Source organism: Streptomyces sp. NPDC028419, from assembly GCF_055565515.1.
Window position 1 is genome coordinate 17,802 of the sequence record NZ_JBVHUE010000003.1, and the last position, 16,980, is coordinate 34,781.

The 16,980-nt window shown below is 73.1% G+C and carries 14 protein-coding genes and 1 pseudogene; 5 read left to right on the plus strand and 10 right to left on the minus strand.

The window, feature by feature from the left end; genetic code table 11:
* Positions 1–54: 54 nt before the first annotated feature.
* From ACZ4UB_RS04555 to ACZ4UB_RS04580, 6 genes and pseudogenes are all read right to left on the minus strand, one after another.
* Positions 55–426 (minus strand): hypothetical protein, encoded by a 372-nt coding sequence (locus tag ACZ4UB_RS04555; protein WP_468068204.1) that lies wholly within the window; start codon positions 424–426, stop codon positions 55–57.
* An 86-nt stretch (positions 427–512) separates the two neighbouring features.
* Entirely contained in the window at positions 513–932 is a 420-nt protein-coding gene (locus ACZ4UB_RS04560; RefSeq protein ID WP_354383259.1) for a roadblock/LC7 domain-containing protein, read from the minus strand.
* A gap of 71 nt (positions 933–1,003) precedes the next feature.
* On the minus strand, positions 1,004–1,804 hold the full coding sequence (locus ACZ4UB_RS04565) for a transcriptional regulator (protein WP_468068206.1): 801 nt from the start codon (positions 1,802–1,804) through the stop codon (positions 1,004–1,006).
* Entirely contained in the window at positions 1,801–2,226 is a 426-nt protein-coding gene (locus ACZ4UB_RS04570; RefSeq protein ID WP_468068209.1) for a hypothetical protein, read from the minus strand. The genes ACZ4UB_RS04565 and ACZ4UB_RS04570 overlap by 4 nt, the downstream gene beginning before the upstream one ends.
* A gap of 209 nt (positions 2,227–2,435) precedes the next feature.
* Positions 2,436–2,669, minus strand: a pseudogene (locus tag ACZ4UB_RS04575) (helix-turn-helix domain-containing protein); the annotation flags it as partial.
* A gap of 122 nt (positions 2,670–2,791) precedes the next feature.
* Positions 2,792–3,748: a DUF4304 domain-containing protein gene (locus tag ACZ4UB_RS04580; protein ID WP_468068210.1), complete on the minus strand. Its 957-nt coding sequence runs from the start codon at positions 3,746–3,748 to the stop codon at positions 2,792–2,794.
* A gap of 113 nt (positions 3,749–3,861) precedes the next feature.
* Here ACZ4UB_RS04580 and ACZ4UB_RS04585 point away from each other — a divergent pair, with 113 nt between their 5' ends.
* Complete coding sequence (locus tag ACZ4UB_RS04585) at positions 3,862–5,082, plus strand: PucR family transcriptional regulator (protein ID WP_468068211.1); 1,221 nt, start codon at positions 3,862–3,864, stop codon at positions 5,080–5,082.
* Positions 5,083–5,213: 131 nt separating this feature from the next.
* A complete protein-coding gene (locus ACZ4UB_RS04590) occupies positions 5,214–6,818 on the plus strand; it encodes a hypothetical protein (protein ID WP_468068212.1) in 1,605 nt (534 codons plus the stop codon).
* Here the strand turns inward: ACZ4UB_RS04590 and ACZ4UB_RS04595 are convergent.
* The 3 genes from ACZ4UB_RS04595 to ACZ4UB_RS04605 form a co-directional block, all read right to left on the minus strand.
* Positions 6,815–8,779: an APC family permease gene (locus tag ACZ4UB_RS04595; protein WP_468068214.1), complete on the minus strand. Its 1,965-nt coding sequence runs from the start codon at positions 8,777–8,779 to the stop codon at positions 6,815–6,817. The two genes, ACZ4UB_RS04590 and ACZ4UB_RS04595, sit on opposite strands and share 4 nt — an antisense overlap.
* 115 nt (positions 8,780–8,894) lie before the next feature.
* Positions 8,895–9,350 carry a (2Fe-2S)-binding protein gene (locus ACZ4UB_RS04600; RefSeq protein WP_468068215.1) on the minus strand — a complete coding sequence of 152 codons (456 nt, stop codon included), beginning with the start codon at positions 9,348–9,350 and terminating at the stop codon, positions 8,895–8,897.
* Between the two features lie 15 nt (positions 9,351–9,365).
* Positions 9,366–11,690 (minus strand): xanthine dehydrogenase family protein molybdopterin-binding subunit, encoded by a 2,325-nt coding sequence (locus ACZ4UB_RS04605; RefSeq protein ID WP_468068217.1) that lies wholly within the window; start codon positions 11,688–11,690, stop codon positions 9,366–9,368.
* Positions 11,691–11,999: 309 nt separating this feature from the next.
* Between ACZ4UB_RS04605 and ACZ4UB_RS04610 the strand changes: the two genes are divergently transcribed.
* Both ACZ4UB_RS04610 and ACZ4UB_RS04615 read left to right on the plus strand, forming a co-directional pair.
* Positions 12,000–12,248: an SCO4226 family nickel-binding protein gene (locus ACZ4UB_RS04610; protein ID WP_354383267.1), complete on the plus strand. Its 249-nt coding sequence runs from the start codon at positions 12,000–12,002 to the stop codon at positions 12,246–12,248.
* A gap of 178 nt (positions 12,249–12,426) precedes the next feature.
* Entirely contained in the window at positions 12,427–13,863 is a 1,437-nt protein-coding gene (locus ACZ4UB_RS04615) for a PP2C family protein-serine/threonine phosphatase (protein ID WP_468068218.1), read from the plus strand.
* A gap of 117 nt (positions 13,864–13,980) precedes the next feature.
* Here ACZ4UB_RS04615 and ACZ4UB_RS04620 read toward each other — a convergent pair whose 3' ends face one another.
* The gene (locus tag ACZ4UB_RS04620; RefSeq protein ID WP_468068219.1) at positions 13,981–15,504 is read right to left on the minus strand and encodes a DNA-binding protein NsdB; all 1,524 of its coding nucleotides are present in this window, start codon (positions 15,502–15,504) and stop codon (positions 13,981–13,983) included.
* A gap of 230 nt (positions 15,505–15,734) precedes the next feature.
* Here ACZ4UB_RS04620 and ACZ4UB_RS04625 point away from each other — a divergent pair, with 230 nt between their 5' ends.
* Positions 15,735–16,859 carry an aminoglycoside phosphotransferase family protein gene (locus ACZ4UB_RS04625; protein WP_354383270.1) on the plus strand — a complete coding sequence of 375 codons (1,125 nt, stop codon included), beginning with the start codon at positions 15,735–15,737 and terminating at the stop codon, positions 16,857–16,859.
* The last annotated feature ends 121 nt before the right edge of the window (positions 16,860–16,980 follow it).

Genomic DNA, 16,980 nt, shown 5'->3' on the forward strand with positions numbered 1-16,980 from the left:
GGCGAACGGCAAAGAATTCGACCGCTCGCCACCCCACCGTGCGCGTACGTACCGTCAGACCTCGAGTTCGGCCTCGATTCGCTTGAGATGGTGCCGGGCCATCGCGAGGTTGGCCCGATCCTTGTCCAGCGCCAGGTAGAGGAAGAGGCCCTGGGCATTGCGGCCGCGCAGCAGCCGGATGAGGTGGTACTGCGAGCCGAGGGTGATGAGGATGTCCTCGATCTCGTCCTTGAGACCGAGCAGGTCCATCGTGCGCACCTTCGCGCGCACCACGTCGGTGTTGCCCGCGGCGGCGACCGAGAGGTCGAAGTCCTTGCCGCCGCCGATGGTGCCGAGGGCCATGCCGCTGCCGTAGTCGACCAGGGCGGCGCCGATGGCGCCGTCGATGGTGGTGGTCTCCTTGAGGGCGGTCTCCACGTTGGCCATGGGGGATTCCTTTCCGGTGTTCCTACTGGTGATGGGGTGATGGGTGGTGCGGTGGGGGCGGGTGGTGCGGTGCGTGGTGCTCGGGGTCAGCGGGGTCCCTCGGGGACCTGCGGGCCGCGGCGGCCGAGGACGCCGTCTATCAGCTCGGCGATCCGCAGGCTGGAGCGACGGGCCTCCAGATGGAGCCGGCCGACATTGGCGCGCGGCTCCGCGATCAGGGTCAGGACGGCCGCGTCCCCCGCGGCGTAGGTGGCGACGTACCCGTTCTCGCCCCGGACGAGCAGTTCCTTGAAGTCGCCCTGCCCGGTGCTGTCGCTGAGCCGCTGGGCCACTCCGAGGGCCGCGGCGGTCAGCGCCGCCACGGCTTCCGCCTCGGTGGCGGCCGTGTCCCGGGCGAGCACCAGCCCGTCGGCGCTGGCGGCGAGGGCTCCGGTGAGCTGGGGGACCCGGGCCCGCAGCCGCCGCAGTTCTGCGAGGATCTCGGCTTCGGCCTCGGCGGGCACCATCGACAGTCTCCTTTCGGTTTGACGCCCCCGGTCGGCCTGCCGCCGGTCGGCGCGCGGTCGCAGCGGGAGCCTCACAGGCTTGCCTCCAGTGCGTCGCGTAACCGGCGGAGCAGGGCCACGTCCGGGGTCTGGGCCTGGGTCAACCACTGCGGCAGCGGATCCGCCGCGGGCCCGGGCACCTGTGCGTGGGGGGTCTCGACCAGACCGGCGGCGGCGAGCCGCCGTACGTCGAGCAGTGTGTGGAAGGCCGGGCGTCCCAGCACCCAGGCCAGTGCGGCGGGGGTGCGCACCCCGTCCGCCTGCCGCAGCAGGACGCGCTGGCGGCTGGTGACGGTCTGGCCGGGCGCGGCCGGCCGGGGCACCACCGGCGAGGTGTCGAGCAGGGGGTACGGCCACACCGCGTCCAGCAGTTCGCGCCGGCGCCGGGTCTCGCGCTCCACGGCGGCGGCCGGTACGGAGCGCACCGAGCCGATCCAGTGGGTGGCCCCGCGCCGGAAGCGCGACGGTCCGCTGCCCGGGGAGAGCGCGAAGAAGGCGGCGTCGAAGATCGCGGCGAGGTGGCATATCTCCAGTTCGCCGCCGGCGAGCCCGCCGCTGTCGACGAGGAACCGGGCGACCTGGCGCCGGGCCCCGGCCCGGTCCACGGCCTCCCGCCAGCGTTCGGGGGCGAGTCCCCCGCCGGTGGTGAGCAGGACGTCGAGGCCCGGAGTGGCCGGGCTCTCGGCGTGCACGATCCGTCCGTCCTCCAGGAAGAGGGTGCCGCGGTCGCGCAGGAGGGCTCCGGTGGCCCGCTCGGCGGCGAGCCGGGTGAGCAGGGGGGAGACGGCGGTGGGGCCGGACACGGCGTCGGCGGTGACGGGCGCGGTGGTCATCTGAGCACCAGCCCTTGCGCCAGGTCCCTGAGTCTGAGCCGGGCGAGGGCGAGGTTGCCCTGGGACCGGTCCAGCCACAGGTGCAGGAAGACGCTGCTGTCGAAGCTCGTCTCGACGAAGCGCAGCACGTGGTAGCCGGTGCGGGTGGTGACGATCAGGTCCTCGATGGGTGGGCCCTCCGCGTCCCCGGGATCACCGGGGGCCGGGCGGCCGTCCCCGTCCGGCGGGCCGGGCGCGAAGGACTCGTATTCGGCGGCGGCCCGGGCCAGCTCCGCGGTCTCCGCGGCGGTGGTCTCGTGGTCCCCCACCGGTGATTCCCCCGCGGTGCCGAGGGCCAGTCCACTGCTCCAGTCCACCAGCGCGGCCCCGCGCGCACCGGGCAGCGTCATGGCTTCGAGCAGGCATTCGTCGATCCCGGGCACGCGGGTTCCCCTCCCGGCCGGTCGTGCGTGGTGCACGGTCGTGCGGCGCGACAGAGAGGAACTTACTGAAGTTCCACACTGCGGAAGGGTGTTCTGGCATTTTCCCTTGGAACATGCGCTTGATGCTTACGGACCGGTGGCCGGATGCCGTCCAAGACCGGTCATCCCCTGATCATTTGTGGTCAAGAGGCCAACGGGAGGGGCCGGCCGTCGGCCAGCCGGAAGGCCCCGCCCTCGCGGCGGACGTACCCCTCGTGGGTGAGCGTGCGCAGCAAGTGGTAGACGGTCGGGAGGGGGATCCCGGTGATCCGCGCCAGCCGTTTGGCCGTCGCACCGTCCTCCGCGTACATGGCCTCCACCAGGCGCAGCGCCCGTTGGACGGAACAGATGAGGGTGGGTGTGCTGTGGGGTGCGCTGTCCCGCTGAGTCTGCTCGGTGCCCATGAGTAGTCCCCCTGCTCCGGTAGGCGGCCTGGCAAACCCATCAAAGTCCTTCGCCGCCCGCAACACCAGCTGACTCGCGTCACGGCGGGCACGAGATCGACGAAGGCCGGATCGCGTCCCCGTCAGGCCCGGGTCCAGCCGTCGAACCGCCAGGGCGTGGTGACCGTCATGGCGTGCGGGGTGCCGGAGACCGTGAGGCAGGCGTCGCGCGGGGTGCCCCGCTCGAAGCAGACGTGCAGCGATCCGTCGGGCCGGACCTCGGCGTCCGAGACGCGGCACAGGCCGAGCTCGCCGAGCACGGCCATCTTGTGCGCGGGGAGGGTGGCGCCCGGGGAACGCACGATCCGCTCGTCGCCCGCCTGGTCGTGGCCCACCCGGACCCAGCCGAAGTCCGGCTGTGCCAGCCGCCACGAGGCGTCGATGGTGACGCGGCCCTCCGCCTGCGCCTCCTCGTCGTGGAAGACGAGGTAGGGCCAGGCCTGGCGCTCCCCCACCTCGTAGACGACGGTGCCGATGAGGTCGGCGGCGTCGAACGCGTACTCGCCCGCGTCCTCCCCCGCTTCCTCGCCCGCCGCGTCCGGGTGGTTCGCGCAGCCGCTGTGGAGACACTCGGGGAGCGGGTCGACGGCGGGCCCGGGCACCGGCGCGTGACCGGTCAGCCGGCCCCAGAGCGCGGGTACGGCGTGGCGCTGCACCAGGTCCACCACGTCCTCGGCGACCACCGACGCGCTCTGCTCGTCGGTGATCGTCCACCAGTGGTCGTGCGGGTGGCCGAGCAGCCCGCCGATGCGGGCGTGCCAGCCGACGGGGCCGACGTGGTTGGCCGACAGCCGGGTGCCGAGCGCGGGCCGCAGCCGTCGCAGGTCCTCGTGCTCCTGGTATCCGACGGCGCGGAGGTTGACGGTGAAACGGCAGCGGTCCGGGGTGGAGCCCGCGCTGCGCTGGAAGCCGATCAGGGCGTGGTCGGGGGCGGCGACCGCGAGCCGGTACTCCCGGCCAGTGCCGGTGAAGCCCGCTTCGCGCAGTGCCGGGGCTATGCGCTCGCGGAGCATCTGATGGAACAAGTCGGTCGCATTCACTCCCGCAGTGTCCCAAGCCGGACCCTCCGGGAGCAAAGCAGTACCGCGCGGCGTGACGACGAGCCGGGTTCAGGCCCTCCCCACCGGAGCCGTTCCCGTGTCACGCTGCCCCGATGGAGCGGATCATCGAGGAGATACGCGAGGACCTGGCCCGGCGGCTCGCCGTGGGGGCGGACCGGCTGGCCGAGCGGACCCTGGCCGAGGACCCCGCGTACGCCGCTCCGCTCGGCCGGGCCGAGCTGCGCGAGCGTGCGCACCGGCAGCTGCGCCAGACCGTCGAGGCGGTGGTCCGTAGTTCCCGCGGGCTGCCGGTGGACCTCACGGAGGCACGTTCCGTCGGGGCGCTGCGGGCCGAACAGGGGTTACCGCTCTCCTCGTTGCTGCGGACCCACCGGCAGGCGGGGCGGCTGCTGTGGCAGACGCTGACCGAGGCGGTGACCGCGCACGACCGCGCCGCACTGCCGCGGCTGCTGCCCGCGGCGAGCGTGCTGTGGGACGTGCTGGACCAGCAGACGGACGCCACCGCCGAGGCCTACCGGCGGGCCGAGGGCGCGAGCGGCGGCCGTGACCGGGAGCGGCGGGCGGCGCTGCTCGACGCCCTGCTCGACGGCGGGACGCCCGAGGCGGCCGCCACCGCGGCCGCCCAGCTCGGGCTGCCGGGGCAGGGGCGGTTCGCGGTGCTCGTGCTGGGCGCCGGCGCCGACCCGGTGACCCGTCCGTCCGCCTCCGCGGCCGGGCCGCGCGTCCTGTGGCGGATCCGGGCGGACGGCGAGAGCGCGGTGGTGGAGCTGGGCCACCACCCGTTGGAGGCGGTGCGCGAGTTACTGCTGCCCCTGGGCGTCCGGGCCGGTGTGAGCCCGGTGGTGGCGGCGCCCGCCGAGTTCGCCCGGGCCCGGCGCCTGGCCGTCCTGGCGCTGCGCACCACGACCGGCCCGGGCAGCCCGCGCACGGCCCTGCTCGACGAGCGGCTCCCGGCGGCGCTGGTCGCGGGGCAGAGCGAGCTCGCGGGACGGCTGCGCCACGTGGTGCTGGGCCCGGTGCTGGCGCTGGCCCCGGAGGACGGCCGGGTGCTGCTGACCACGCTGGGCACCTGGCTGGCCTGCCAGGGCTCGACCACCTACGCGGCGCAGCGCCTGTACTGCCACCGCAACACGGTCTCCAACCGGCTGCGTCGGCTGGAGCAGCTGACCGGCCGGTCGCTGACCGACCCGGCCCACGTCGTGGAGCTCGCGCTGGCGCACGCCGCGGTGGTCCAGCGGGCGGCCGACGGGCAGGGCGCATCCGCGCCAAAGTCGCCGCCGTCCGCGCCGCGCCGGTCCGGGCCGGCCGGGTGATCAGCAGCGCGGTCCCGGCCGGTGGGCGGGGGACGCGATCCGGTCAGGTGGCTGCGACCGGGTCCCGCGGGTGGCGGTGTTTCGGTCAGGCTCGGTGACGCACCGCACCGACCCCCACACCGGGAGACACCATGCCCCAGGGCTTCCTTCCCCCCACCTTCGACGAACCGACCGCCGAGCTGCTGCGCGAGCTGGAGCGTCCCGGCGGCGACGGCCGCCGGATGTTCCAGCTGCGGATCACCCCGGACGACCGGCGGATCACGTTCGAGAAGGAGATCCGGGCACGGCACTTCGGTCCGACCAGCCCGCGCGAGGACGACCACCGGTACGTGGTGTTCAAGGACCTCTACAACGGCCGTCTCACGCTGCTGCACTGGACCCACTTCGGCGCGCCGTCCCGTCAGCCCTACGGGGAGACCACCGACTTCTTCGTCACCCTGGCCAATCACGACACGGACGTGAGCCGGGTCGACGAGCTCGCGGCGGACCTCACCGGGGCCACCGCCCGTACCGCCGAGCTGAAGGCGGCCCACGAGTTCTACGCGGCGGAGCGCGAGCAGGCCCGCGCCCGTCAGCTCCAGTACGAGCTGGACATGCTGCTCAGCGACGTCGCGATGCAGGCCAAGCACTACGCCGCGCAGGGCCTGGACGGACCGGCCCTGGACGGGCTGCGCGCGCACCCCTTCTACCGGCTGGCCCGCGAGCACTGCCTGCTGGTCGCCGGGGGCGACCGCGACTACAGCGCGCTCACCCACGACACCCGGCGCCGGGACCTGCTCAAGGGGCGGCGGCCGGTGGTCCGCGCGGAGTACGGCGACCTGGTCGAGACGCAGCCGACGGAGCTGACGGCCGCGGCCCCGGACCGCCGCCACACCCGCTACGCCAACCTGTTCTGGGAGAAGGACGAGAGCGAGCGGTTCTTCGTGCTCCGCCGGTGCCCCTCGGACCACGAGTTCAGCCGCGGCGGGGTGCCCCGCCCGGCGGAGGACGGCGACAACTTCGCCACGCTCGCGCTCTCCGAGGACCAGGACCTCTCCGGGATCCGGGTGCTCCCGGACGACGGCGGGCGGCTGCCGTCGGCCGACGAGAACGTGCCGCCGGCGCAGGGGCTCTCGGAGCCGTGGCCGGTGTACGGCGGGTACCCGGGCTACGGGGAGTACGGGACGTACGAGGACTTCGAGGCCTTCGGGGGCGGCGAGGCCTACGACGGCTCGGGCACCTTCGCCGACGTCGTCACCCGGCGCACCGCGATGGACCCGGCCGACGGCTCGTGCCGCACCCAGCGCTCCTACCGCGGCCGGGAGAAGGTCAACGCCCGCTGCCGGGTCACGATGGACCTGGCGGACCGGGACGCCGAGGAGTGGACGGTGAAGGTCGCGGTGTGCGCGGACAGCTTCAGCTGGGACGTCCTCTTCTGGGACTGGCGCGACCACCGCTACGTCGTCACCGCCGAGGTGCGCACCGAGGCCGGGTACCGCGCCCGTTACGCCACGGACGCCCCGGCCCACACGGTCCGGCGCACCCACGGCCGGTGCGCGACGGGCGGCTACGCGGGCGAGCTGTCCTTCACCCTGCCGACGGACTCGGGGCGGTACGTGGTCGAGTGGACCTACGACGTGCCGTGCGACAGCCCGGACAAGAACGACGGCTTCCCCTTCGGTTTCTCGCCGAACTTCTCGCCCGACCGGCACCTGACCGCCCGGGGCACGGTCGTCGTGGACACCTCCGTCGGCTAGGCCCCGCTGTCGAATGCCGTCTCATGCGCCTCGGGTGCGGGTTCGTCGTGCCGCGCGGACTCCAGCAGGTAGGGAACGTCGATCACGGCGACGCCCGGGGTGAAGAGCAGCCGCGCCTTGAGGCGCAGCGCGTTCTGGTTGTGCAGGGGCTGTTCCCACCAGTGGCCCACCACGTACTCGGGGATCACCACGGACAGCATGTCCGTGCCCTCCTGGGCGGCCTGTTCCTGGACGTACGCGAGCACCGGGCCGACGACCTCCCGGTACGGCGAATGGAGGATCTTGAGCGGGATCCCCGGGTCGTGCTCGGCCCAGGCCGCGCGGAGCCGGTCGGCGTCCTCCTCGTCGGCGGCGACGCTGACGGCGGTGAGCGTGTCGGGGCGCAGGCCCATCGCGAAGCCGATGGCCTTGAGGGTGGGGGCGTGCACGGAGGCGACCAGGACGACCACGTGGTGGCGGGCGGGTTTGCGCGGTTTGACGCCGGGGGCGACGGCCACCTGCCGGGCGACCTGGTCGTAGTGGCGCCGGACGCCCTTCATCCCGACGAAGAGCAGGGGCATGGCGATGACGACGAGCCAGGCGCCGTGCGTGAACTTGGTGATCAGGACGATGACCAGGACCACGGCGGTCATCGTGGCGCCGACCGCGTTGATGGCGAGGCGGCGGTGGATGTGGACCCGCTCCTCGCGGCGGGTCTCGGCGGAGTCGAGTTCCTTGCGCCAGTGTCGGACCATGCCGGCCTGGGAGAGGGTGAAGGAGACGAAGACGCCGATGATGTAGAGCTGGATGAGGCGGGTCAGCTCGGCGTCGAAGGCGACGATGAGGGCGATGGCGGCCAGCGCGAGGAGCACGACGCCGTTGGAGTAGACGAGCCGGTCGCCGCGGTTGTAGAGCTGGCGCGGCGCGTAGCGGTCCTTCGCGAGGATCGAGGCGAGCATCGGGAAGCCGTTGAAGGCGGTGTTCGCGGCGAGGATCAGGACGCCCGCGGTGACGGCTTGGAGCAGGTAGAAGAGGAAGTCCCAGCTGCCGAAGGTGGCGCGGCCGATCTGGGCGAGCGCGGTGGAGGTGGGGGTTCCGGCGGGCAGGCCCAGTTCGGTGGGGTCGGCCGCGACGTGCACCTTGTAGGACATGGCGAGCACGGTGATCCCGACGAACATGGTCACCGAGAGGACGCCCATGGCGGCCAGGGTGGTGGCGGCGTTGCGGGCCTTGGGCTTCTGGAAGGCGGGGACCCCGTTGCTGATCGCCTCGACGCCGGTGAGGGCGGTGCAGCCGGAGGCGAAGGCGCGCAGGGCGAGCAGGACGACGGCCAGGCCCGCGTACGTTCCGGATCCGCTGATCGGCAGGTCGGCGGATTCCGCGCGGATGGTGGTGCCGGTGCCGATGCGGACCGCGGCGACCGCGAACATGACGTAGATGACGAGGACGAAGCCGTAGGTGGGGATGGCGAAGACCCGGCCCGACTCGCGCACGCCGCGCAGGTTCATCAAGGTCAGCAGCACCACGAAGCAGACCGAGAGCAGGACCATGTGGTCGTGCAGGGAGGGGACGGCCGAGGTGATCGCGGCGACGCCGGAGACCACGGAGACGGCGACGGTGAGGACGTAGTCGACCAGCAGGGCGCTGGCGGCGGTCAGCGCGGCGGTCGGGCCGAGGTTCTCGGAGCTGACGATGTACGCGCCGCCGCCGCCCGGGTAGGCGTGGCAGGTCTGCCGGTACGAGGCGACGACGACGACCATCAGGAAGACGATGGCGGCGGCCGCGTACCAGGCCAGGTGCAGCAGGGCCACGCCGCCGAGGGCGAGGATCAGCAGGATCTCCTCGGTGGCGTAGGCCACCGAGGAGAGCGGGTCGCTGCAGAAGATCGGCAGGGCGAGTCGTTTGGGCAGCAGGGTCTCGCCCAGCCGGGCGGTGTCCAGCGGTTCGCCGACCAGCACCCGTTTCGCGTTGATACGCCTCATTCGAGCATGATCAGTCATTACTGGCCGATCCTGCCCGTTATGTGGTGCAGCTGGGGGATCCGGGCGCACGGCCGCGCCCGACCGGCGACCCGACCGCCGACCCGGCCCCCGTGGCTCACATCCGGGCGGCCGCCGACTTGATGGCCTCACGGATGCGGACGTACGTCCCGCAGCGGCAGATGTTGGCGATCGCGTCGATGTCCGCGTCCGTGGGCGTGGCGGTCCGCTTCAGCAGGGCGACGGCGGCCATGATCTGGCCCGGCTGGCAGAAGCCGCACTGCGAGACGTCCTGTTCGAGCCAGGCCTCCTGGACCGGGTGCAGGGTGTCGCCGTCGGCGAGCCCCTCGATCGTGGTGACCTCGCGACCGGCGCAGGCCTTGACGGGCACCACGCAGGGGCGGATGTCCGCGCCGTCCAGGTGGCTGGTGCAGGCCTTGCAGACGTCGACCCCGCAGCCGTACTTGGGACCGTGGATGCCGAGCAGGTCGCGCAGGACCCACAGGAGGGGCAGGTCGTCGGGCGCGTCCACGGTGACGCTCCGCCCGTTGACGGTGAAGGTGTGCGAGGGCACGGCGTACTCCTGGCGCTAGCGCGGGTAGGGGGTGAAGTCGACGTCGAAGTCGAGGGGGAAGCTGCGCGGCTTGGTGCCGGTGGCGCGCGCGTAGGCGTTCGCGATGGCCCCGACGGCGGCCGGTACGCCGAGCTCGCCCGCGCCGCCCGGCTGCTCACCGGTGGCGGGCAGGACGAAGACCCGCACGTCGGGCGGGGTGTCCCGCTGGAGCGCCCAGTGGAACTGGCTGTAACTGCCCTCCAGCGGAAGCCCCTTGTCCAGGTGCAGGCCGGCCCGCAGGGTGGTGGAGATCGCGTCGGTGAGCCCACCGATCATCTGGGCCTCCAGACCGCGCGGGTTGACCGGCCGGCCGACGTCGACGGCGATGACCGCCTTGGTGACGCGCACGTGCTCCGGATCGCGGACGTCGATCTCGACCAGGCAGGCGGTGCGGGACTTGTACTCCTCGTGGAAGGCGATGCCCTGGGCGCGACCCGCGGGCAGGGTCCGCCCCCACTCCCCCTCGGTGGCCGCCTTGTCGAGGACCGCGCGCTGTTCGGCCGTCTTGAGGAAGGCGCGCCGGAAGGCGTACGGGTCCTTGCCGACCCGCGCCGCCAGCTCGTCCACCATGATCTCCTCGGCGCCGCGGGTGTTCGCCGAGTAGACCGAGCGCCAGGATCCGGTCGGGATGCCGGTGGGCACTTCGGTGAGCAACTGGGTGGTGAGGCCGAAGTGGTAGGGGGACTTCACGGTGGTGAGGAAGAGCGTCTGGGCGAGGGTCGCGTTGCCGATGCCCAGCGGCAGGCTGGCGGCGGTGGCGGTGATGATCTCGCCCAGGCCGTGCCGGAAATCGGTCTCGACGGCCGCGACCCGGTGTTCGAAGCTGAGCACCTCGCCGAGCGCGTAGGTGGCGCGGATCCGGTGGTGGGTGGCCGGGCGCATCCGCCCGTGCCGGGTGTCGTCCACCCGGGTCCACATGAGCTTGACCGGGCGGCGGCAGGCCTTGGACACCCGGGCGGCCTCCAGGGCCGCGTCGAAGAAGAGCCGGCGCCCGAAGGACCCGCCCGCCTGGACCACGTGCACGGTGACCTTGTCGAGCGGCAGGCCGAGCTCGGCGGCGATGGTCTGGCGGGCGACGATCGGGGACTTCAGCCCGGCCCAGATCTCGGCGCGGTCCTCGCGCACGTCGGCCACCGCCGAGTTGGTCTCCATCGGGGCGTGGCTGACGAAGGCGAAGTCGAACTCGCCGTCCACGTAGGGGGTGAGCAGGGGCGGCAGCATCGGGACCGGGTTGGCCGTCCGCAGCTTCGCCCGGACCTGCTCGTCGGAGAGCGTGTCGGCGGGCCCGGGGCCCCAGGTGACCTGGAGCGCGGCCTTCGCGTCGAGGGCCTGGCCGAAGGTCTCGGCGACGACGGCGACCCCGGTGGGGACGGTGACCACGTCGAGGACGCCGGGCATCGCCTTGACGGCGGCCAGGTTGGTGACGGCGCGGACCGTACCGCCGAGGCTGGGCGGGCGGCGCAGGACGCAGGGCTTGGCCCCGGGGACGTCGAGGTCGAGGGTGTACCGCTGCTTCCCCGTCACCATGGCGCGGGCGTCGATCCGGCTGGTGGGCCTGCCGATCAGGGTCTGCTTGGCCGCGGGCTTCGGCGCGGCGCCGAGGACGATCAGGCCCGGGTCGGCGGCGGCCGCGGCGAGGGCGCCGTAGCCGAGGGTGCGGCCGTCGGGCGCGCGGACGGCGCCGTCCGCGGTGGTCAGGCCCGCGGCCGGGGTGTTCCATCGCCGGGCGGCGGCCGCGACCAGGCGGGCACGGGCGGTCGCGGCACACTGGCGGACCGGCCCGTAGAGGGAACGGATGCCGTTGGAGCTGCCGGTGAGCTGGTTGAAGAGCAGCTCGGGGCGCGCGTCGTCCAGTTCCACGCGCACGGCGGTCAGCGGGGCGTCGAGCTCCTCGGCCACCAGCATCGCGACGGCCGTGGTGAGTCCCTGGCCGACTTCTTCGCGGGGCAGCCGGAAGCGGATCATGCCGTCGGCCTCGACGGTGAGCAGCAGCAGGGCGGAGGTCGGCGCCCCGGCCAGGATGAAGAGGTCGCCCAGGTCGACCAGGTCGGCGGGGGCGGGCAGGCTCGGGATGGCGGCGTGCGCCTCCTGGGGCGCGAGGGCGTCCGCCCCGGCGCGGGTCACCAGCGCGAGGGTGGGCGCGGCCACCAGGTAGGTGAGGAAGGCCCTTCGACCGCGCCCGGTCGCGGCCCTGCCCGCCGAGCCCTCGTCGTGCGCGTCACCCGCGCTGCCCGTCCGGCCCGTCCCGCCCGCGGAATCCCTCGCCGCCGATGGCCCCGTGGCCCCTGCCGTGCCCGTCATATGGCTCCGCCCGCCCTGTTCGCCGTACCCCACTTGGCTCATTACCGGCACGTAGAGTAGCGATCACGGCAGGCGCTGGGAAGCCGGGGCCGCGATGCGGCGTCCCCCGTTCGGGGGGCACGCGGCCGGCGACCGGAAGCGCGCCGCGCCGCGTCCGGCGGCGGCCCCGCGCTCGTACGCCTCGGACGTACGAACGACACCGCCGCGAGCGGCACTGCTTTTTGGCCGCGGCGCGCCGCACCGGCCTCGCGGGCGGACCATGGGAGGAGCACCACCGGACACCACAGGACAGTGAGGAGGTGGCGCGCGGTGGCTCTGTTCATGGACGTCCATCACGGCATGCACGGCATCACCGAGGATCAGCTCTCGGCCGCCCACCGGGCGGACCTGGCGATCGAGGCGGAAGAGGGGGTGCACTTCGAGCGCGCGTGGGCCGACCCCGCGTCGGGCACGGTGTACTGCCTCTCGGAAGCACCTTCGGCCGATGCGGTCCAGCGGATCCACGAGCGGGCCGGGCACCCGGCCAGCGAGATCCACCCGGTTCCCGTCAGCGTCTGACGCGTTGACCTGAACTGTTCGTACAGCCAAGGGGGGGGTCGGGAGGCCTTTGGTATATGCCGCAGGCAGGAACGGCGCTGATGTTGCCAAACGGCTTACAGCTCATTGCCGTCTGTGCAACAGTCGTAACCGGTCCTTCCTTCAGACTTGGCCGTGCCGCGCCTGTATCGGAGTTCTCATGCCGTCCCACCTGTTCGCGGACCGTCCCGCGCAGCCCCCCCGCCCCGGGTCGGTGGACGCGCTGATCTCGCAGACCCGACGGTTGCGGGGCGACGTGGACGCGGTCCGCCGTGACACCGTCGTGGACGACGACGACGCGCAGGGACGATGGCAGCGAGCGCTGTGCGACCTCGCCGTGCACCAACTGGACGACCTCGACGAGCACTTGGGCCAGCTCAAGCAAGGGCTGCCCGCCGTCCCCGCACAGGCGCCCGGCCCGGGGTCCTTCCAGCCCGCGCCGGAGCCGACGGCCGACAACCAGCAGACCCGGGTCGGCAGTGCCGAGTGGAACCTGGTCACGGACGAGGTCCGCTGGTCCGACGAACTGTTCCTGATCTTCGGCCGCTCCCCGGATGCCGGCCCGCTCTCCCTGGACGAGCTCGGTTCGACCCTCTTCGCCGAGGACCAGCCCCTGCTGACCGCGATGGTGACGGCCTGTCTGGTCGACGGCAAGGCCATCGACGGCGAGTTCCGCATCGTCCGCGCCGACGGCCGCGTCCGCACCCTGCACATGCGCGGCGAGCCGGTCATGGACGACTCCGACGGGTGTACCGCGTCCATGTGGGCCGTCCTGCGCGACGTGAGCGACCTGCGGCGCAGCGAGCGCGCGGTCCGCGAGAGCCGTGACTCGCTCCAGCTCCAACGGCAGATCGCCCAGACCGAGCACCGGCTGGCGGTGGAGATCCAGGAGGCCGTGCTCCCCCCGTGGGGCGGCCCGCTGCACTCCCCGCGCACCGGCTCCGGCGCGCTGGACGTGGCCGCCCGCTACCTCCCTTCGGCGACGAGCGCGCTGATCGGCGGTGATTGGTACGACGCGCTGGAACTCCCGGACGGGCGCTCCATGCTGACGGTCGGCGACCTCACCGGGCACGGCGTCACCGCCACCTCCGGGATGGCGATGATGCTCGGCGCGCTGCGCGGCATGGCGATGGCCGGGATCGCGCCCGGCCCTCTGATGGGCTGGCTGAACCAGTTGGTGGAGACCTCGGTCCAGCCCGCCCTCGGCTCCGCGGTGTGCTGTAGCTACGACCCCGCCGACCGGGTGCTCACCTGGGCCCAGGCGGGTCACCCGCCCCCGCTGCTCTTCCGGGGCGGCCGCGGCCGGGCCCTGCGGCCGCCGGAGGGCATCCTGCTGGGCGCGACCTCCGGGGCGGCGTACGGGCAGCGCGAGGAACGGCTGGAGGCGGGAGACGTCCTCGTCCTGCACACGGACGGGCTGACCCCGCGCGGCATCGGGTTCGGGCGGGCCGACGGGGCCGAGCGGCTGCTGACGCTCGCGCCACGGTTCGCGCGGGCCCGCTCGGCCCAGGACTGTGTCCGTGCGGTCATCGAGGAGTTCGGCGAGACGGGGCGCGAGGGCGACGCCTGCGTCCTGGTCGCCAGGGTAGGGGACTGAGCCCGCCGCCCACGGGGCGGCGAAGCAGGGGTTCGGGGCCGCGCCACCAGGCGCGGCCTTGGTCGTTTCCGTGATCGTGTCCGTGTTCCTCCGAGGGCGGCTGTCCGGGCATCCCCGTCAGATCTGGGTCCCGGACGCGCTCCCGGTGCCCCGGGACCCGCGCGCCGTTCGTACCGGTCGGGTCGGCAGCGCCATCTTGATCTCCTGGCGCAGTTCCTCGATGCGCCCGTAGCCGGCGTACTGGCCGGTCAGCCGGTACATCTCGCGCAGCCGGTCCCAGGTGCGGTGCGAGGAGGTCTCGTTCATCGAGACCAGCGCGAGGCGTGCGTAGCGGTCGGCCTGCTCCGGGTCGTCGGCGAGGAAGCAGGCCGATGCCATCGAGATGTAGTCGAAGATCTGCGAACGCTGGTGCCCGGCCGCGCGCAGCCGCAGCGCCTCGCGCGCGTGCTGCTGGGCGATCGGGGCGGCGCTCGGATCGTGGTCGGCCAGGGTACGGAAGGCCAGCGCCTGCATGCCGTGCAGGTCGGCCTCGTCGAAGTGCTGCATCCAACTGGGCGGCGGCACGTCGCTCTTGTCGGACACGAACAGGTCCTCGGCCTCGCCGAGGGTGCGCCGCATCGCCTGGCCCTTGCCCATGGCGGCCTGCGCCCAGGCCTCGATGGTGTGCAGCATGGCGCGGGTGCGCGGCAGGGTCTCCTCGCCCGAGCCGGACTGGGCCAGCTTCATCAGGTCGAGGGCCTCGTTGGGCTTGCCCAGGTGGACCATCTGGCGCGCGGCGCGGGACAGCGCCTCGCCGGCCCGCGGCCGGTCGCCGCCCTCGCGGGCCGCGTGCGCGGCGATGACGAAGTACTTCTGCGCGGTGGGTTCGAGACCGACGTCGTGCGACATCCAGCCCGCCAGGACCGCCAGGTTGGCCGCCACCCCCCAGAGCCTGCGCTGGAGGTGGTCGGGGTGGTGGTAGGCGAGCATGCCGCCCACCTCGTTCAACTGGCCCACGACGGCCTTGCGCTGGAGGCCACCTCCTCTGGAGGCGTCCCAGGCCCGGAAGACTTCCACGGAGCGCTCCAGCGCTTCGATCTCCTGCGAACCGATGGGCGCGGCCTCGTAGCGGTCGTAGCCCGCGGGGTCGGCCTGGAACCCGTCGCCGCCGAAGCGTGGCGCGGGGGTGGCGGGCAGGGGGTCGGAGTGCAGCCAGTCGTGCATGGCGTTGGTGAGGGCGGAGCCGGCGGTGAGCGCGGCGCCCGCGCCCATCAGACCGCGACGGTTGAGCATGAGGTCCATTCCCGTGAATTCGGTGAGGACCGCGGCCGTGCGTTCGGGCGCCCACGGCAGGCCGTCCGGGTTCTCCTTCGCCCCGTCCGGGTTCCGTGCCGATGTGCGCCTCTGCCGTACGAACCCGAGGTCCTCGATGGTCACGACACGACCGAGCCGCTCGGTGAACAGGGCTGCCAGTACGGTCGGCACCGGTTCGCGCGGGGTCTCCCCCACGTCGATCCAGCGCCGCACCCGCGAGGTGTCCGTGGCCAGCTGGTGGTGGCCCATGGCCGCCGCCTGTCGGTTGACCATCCTCGCGAGTTCGCCTTTGGACCACCCGGCCAGCCCGAACAGATCGGACAGGCGGGTGTTGGGTCCTTTGCTCACGTCAAGCCCCCAGGTTCTCGGCTGAGTTGACAGTAACCCCCCGTCAGATGCCGAGCGACTATTCGCCAGGGTTCGCCAGGGTGCGCCAGATGGTGTGCCACCCGCAGTCGGGTGTCAGGTAGGAATGCGCCTCCCCGACCCGGTCACCGGCGGAACTCCCCAGGGTGATGTACGGGATCGAGCGGGGCGGCGTACGCAACTCGTCGGCGCACGAAGGGATCCGTATCATCATGTACGCAGCAACGTCCTCCGTGTCCGCGCCCGTCCGGCCGCACCGCACCTTCCAGGCGGGCGGCGGCCCCTACCTCGAACCCGGCCGCCCCTCCAACCCGGCGCAGGCCGCCGTACGGGCACGGCGGATGCCGGGCAACGGGGGCCAGCAGATCAGCGGAAGAATCGACCTGTCGGGCCCGCAGGGCGCGCAACTGCGCACCGCGCTCGCCTCGGTACAGCGGATCTGTCCGGAGTTCGCGCCGGTACAGGTGCTGCGCCGCAGTGGTCGCTCGGTCCTCCTGGTGGGCACCACAGGACGGATGACGGCGGTCGCGAAGGTTTTACTGGACCACTCGCCGGAATGGCGCGAGCGGTACCGGCACGAAATAGCGTCGTACCGGGCCTTCGTCCGGCACCGCCCGCCGGTCCGGGTGCCGCGGCTGATCGCCGCGGACCCCGAGAACTGCGTACTGATCGTGGAACGGATGGCGGGCCGGGTCGCCGCACTGCAGCGGCACCCGGTCGAGGCCCCGCCGCGGCCGGACGTACGGGCGGCGCTGGGCGCGGTGTGCCGGGTCAACCAGTGGCGGCCGCCGGGTGAACTCTTCGGCCGGCCCCTGGAGTACGCCTCCCGGATCTCGCGCTACCACGAGCTGGGTCTGCTCACCGACCGGGACCTCGGCGACCTGCAGAAGCTGCTGCACGGGCTGAAGATGGGCGGGGTGCAGCCGCAGTTCAACCACGGCGACGCGCTGCTGTCGAACCTGCTGCTCTCCCCCGCGGGTCCGGTGCTGCTCGACTGGGAGCACGCGGGCTGGTACCTGCCCGGGTACGACCTGGCGACGCTGTGGACGGTGCTGGGCGACGCCCCGGTGGCCCGCGGGCAGATCAGCAGGCTGGCCCAGTCGGCGGGCCCGGCCTCCCGGGACGCCTTCCTGGTGAACCTGATGCTGGTGCTGACCCGGGAGATCCGGATGGCGGAGACGGCCGTGCAGCGCTCGATGGCGGCGGCCGCTCCGACCCAGCCGTTGCCCTCGGGAGCCCTGTCGAGCGGCGAGGAGCACCGCCTGCTGCTGCGCAGGCTGCACGACGACTGCGGGCTGGCCCGCAGGGCGGTCCGGGCGGCGGTCGGCACGCGCTGACGCCGCGCGGCGCGGGGCACGAGGCCCGGGAATCCCGTGGTGCGCACACCGGGTGTGTGCACCACGGGATTTCGCGCGTTCCGGGCGCGCTCGCTACCCCCGCGTATGCCTTGACTTCACA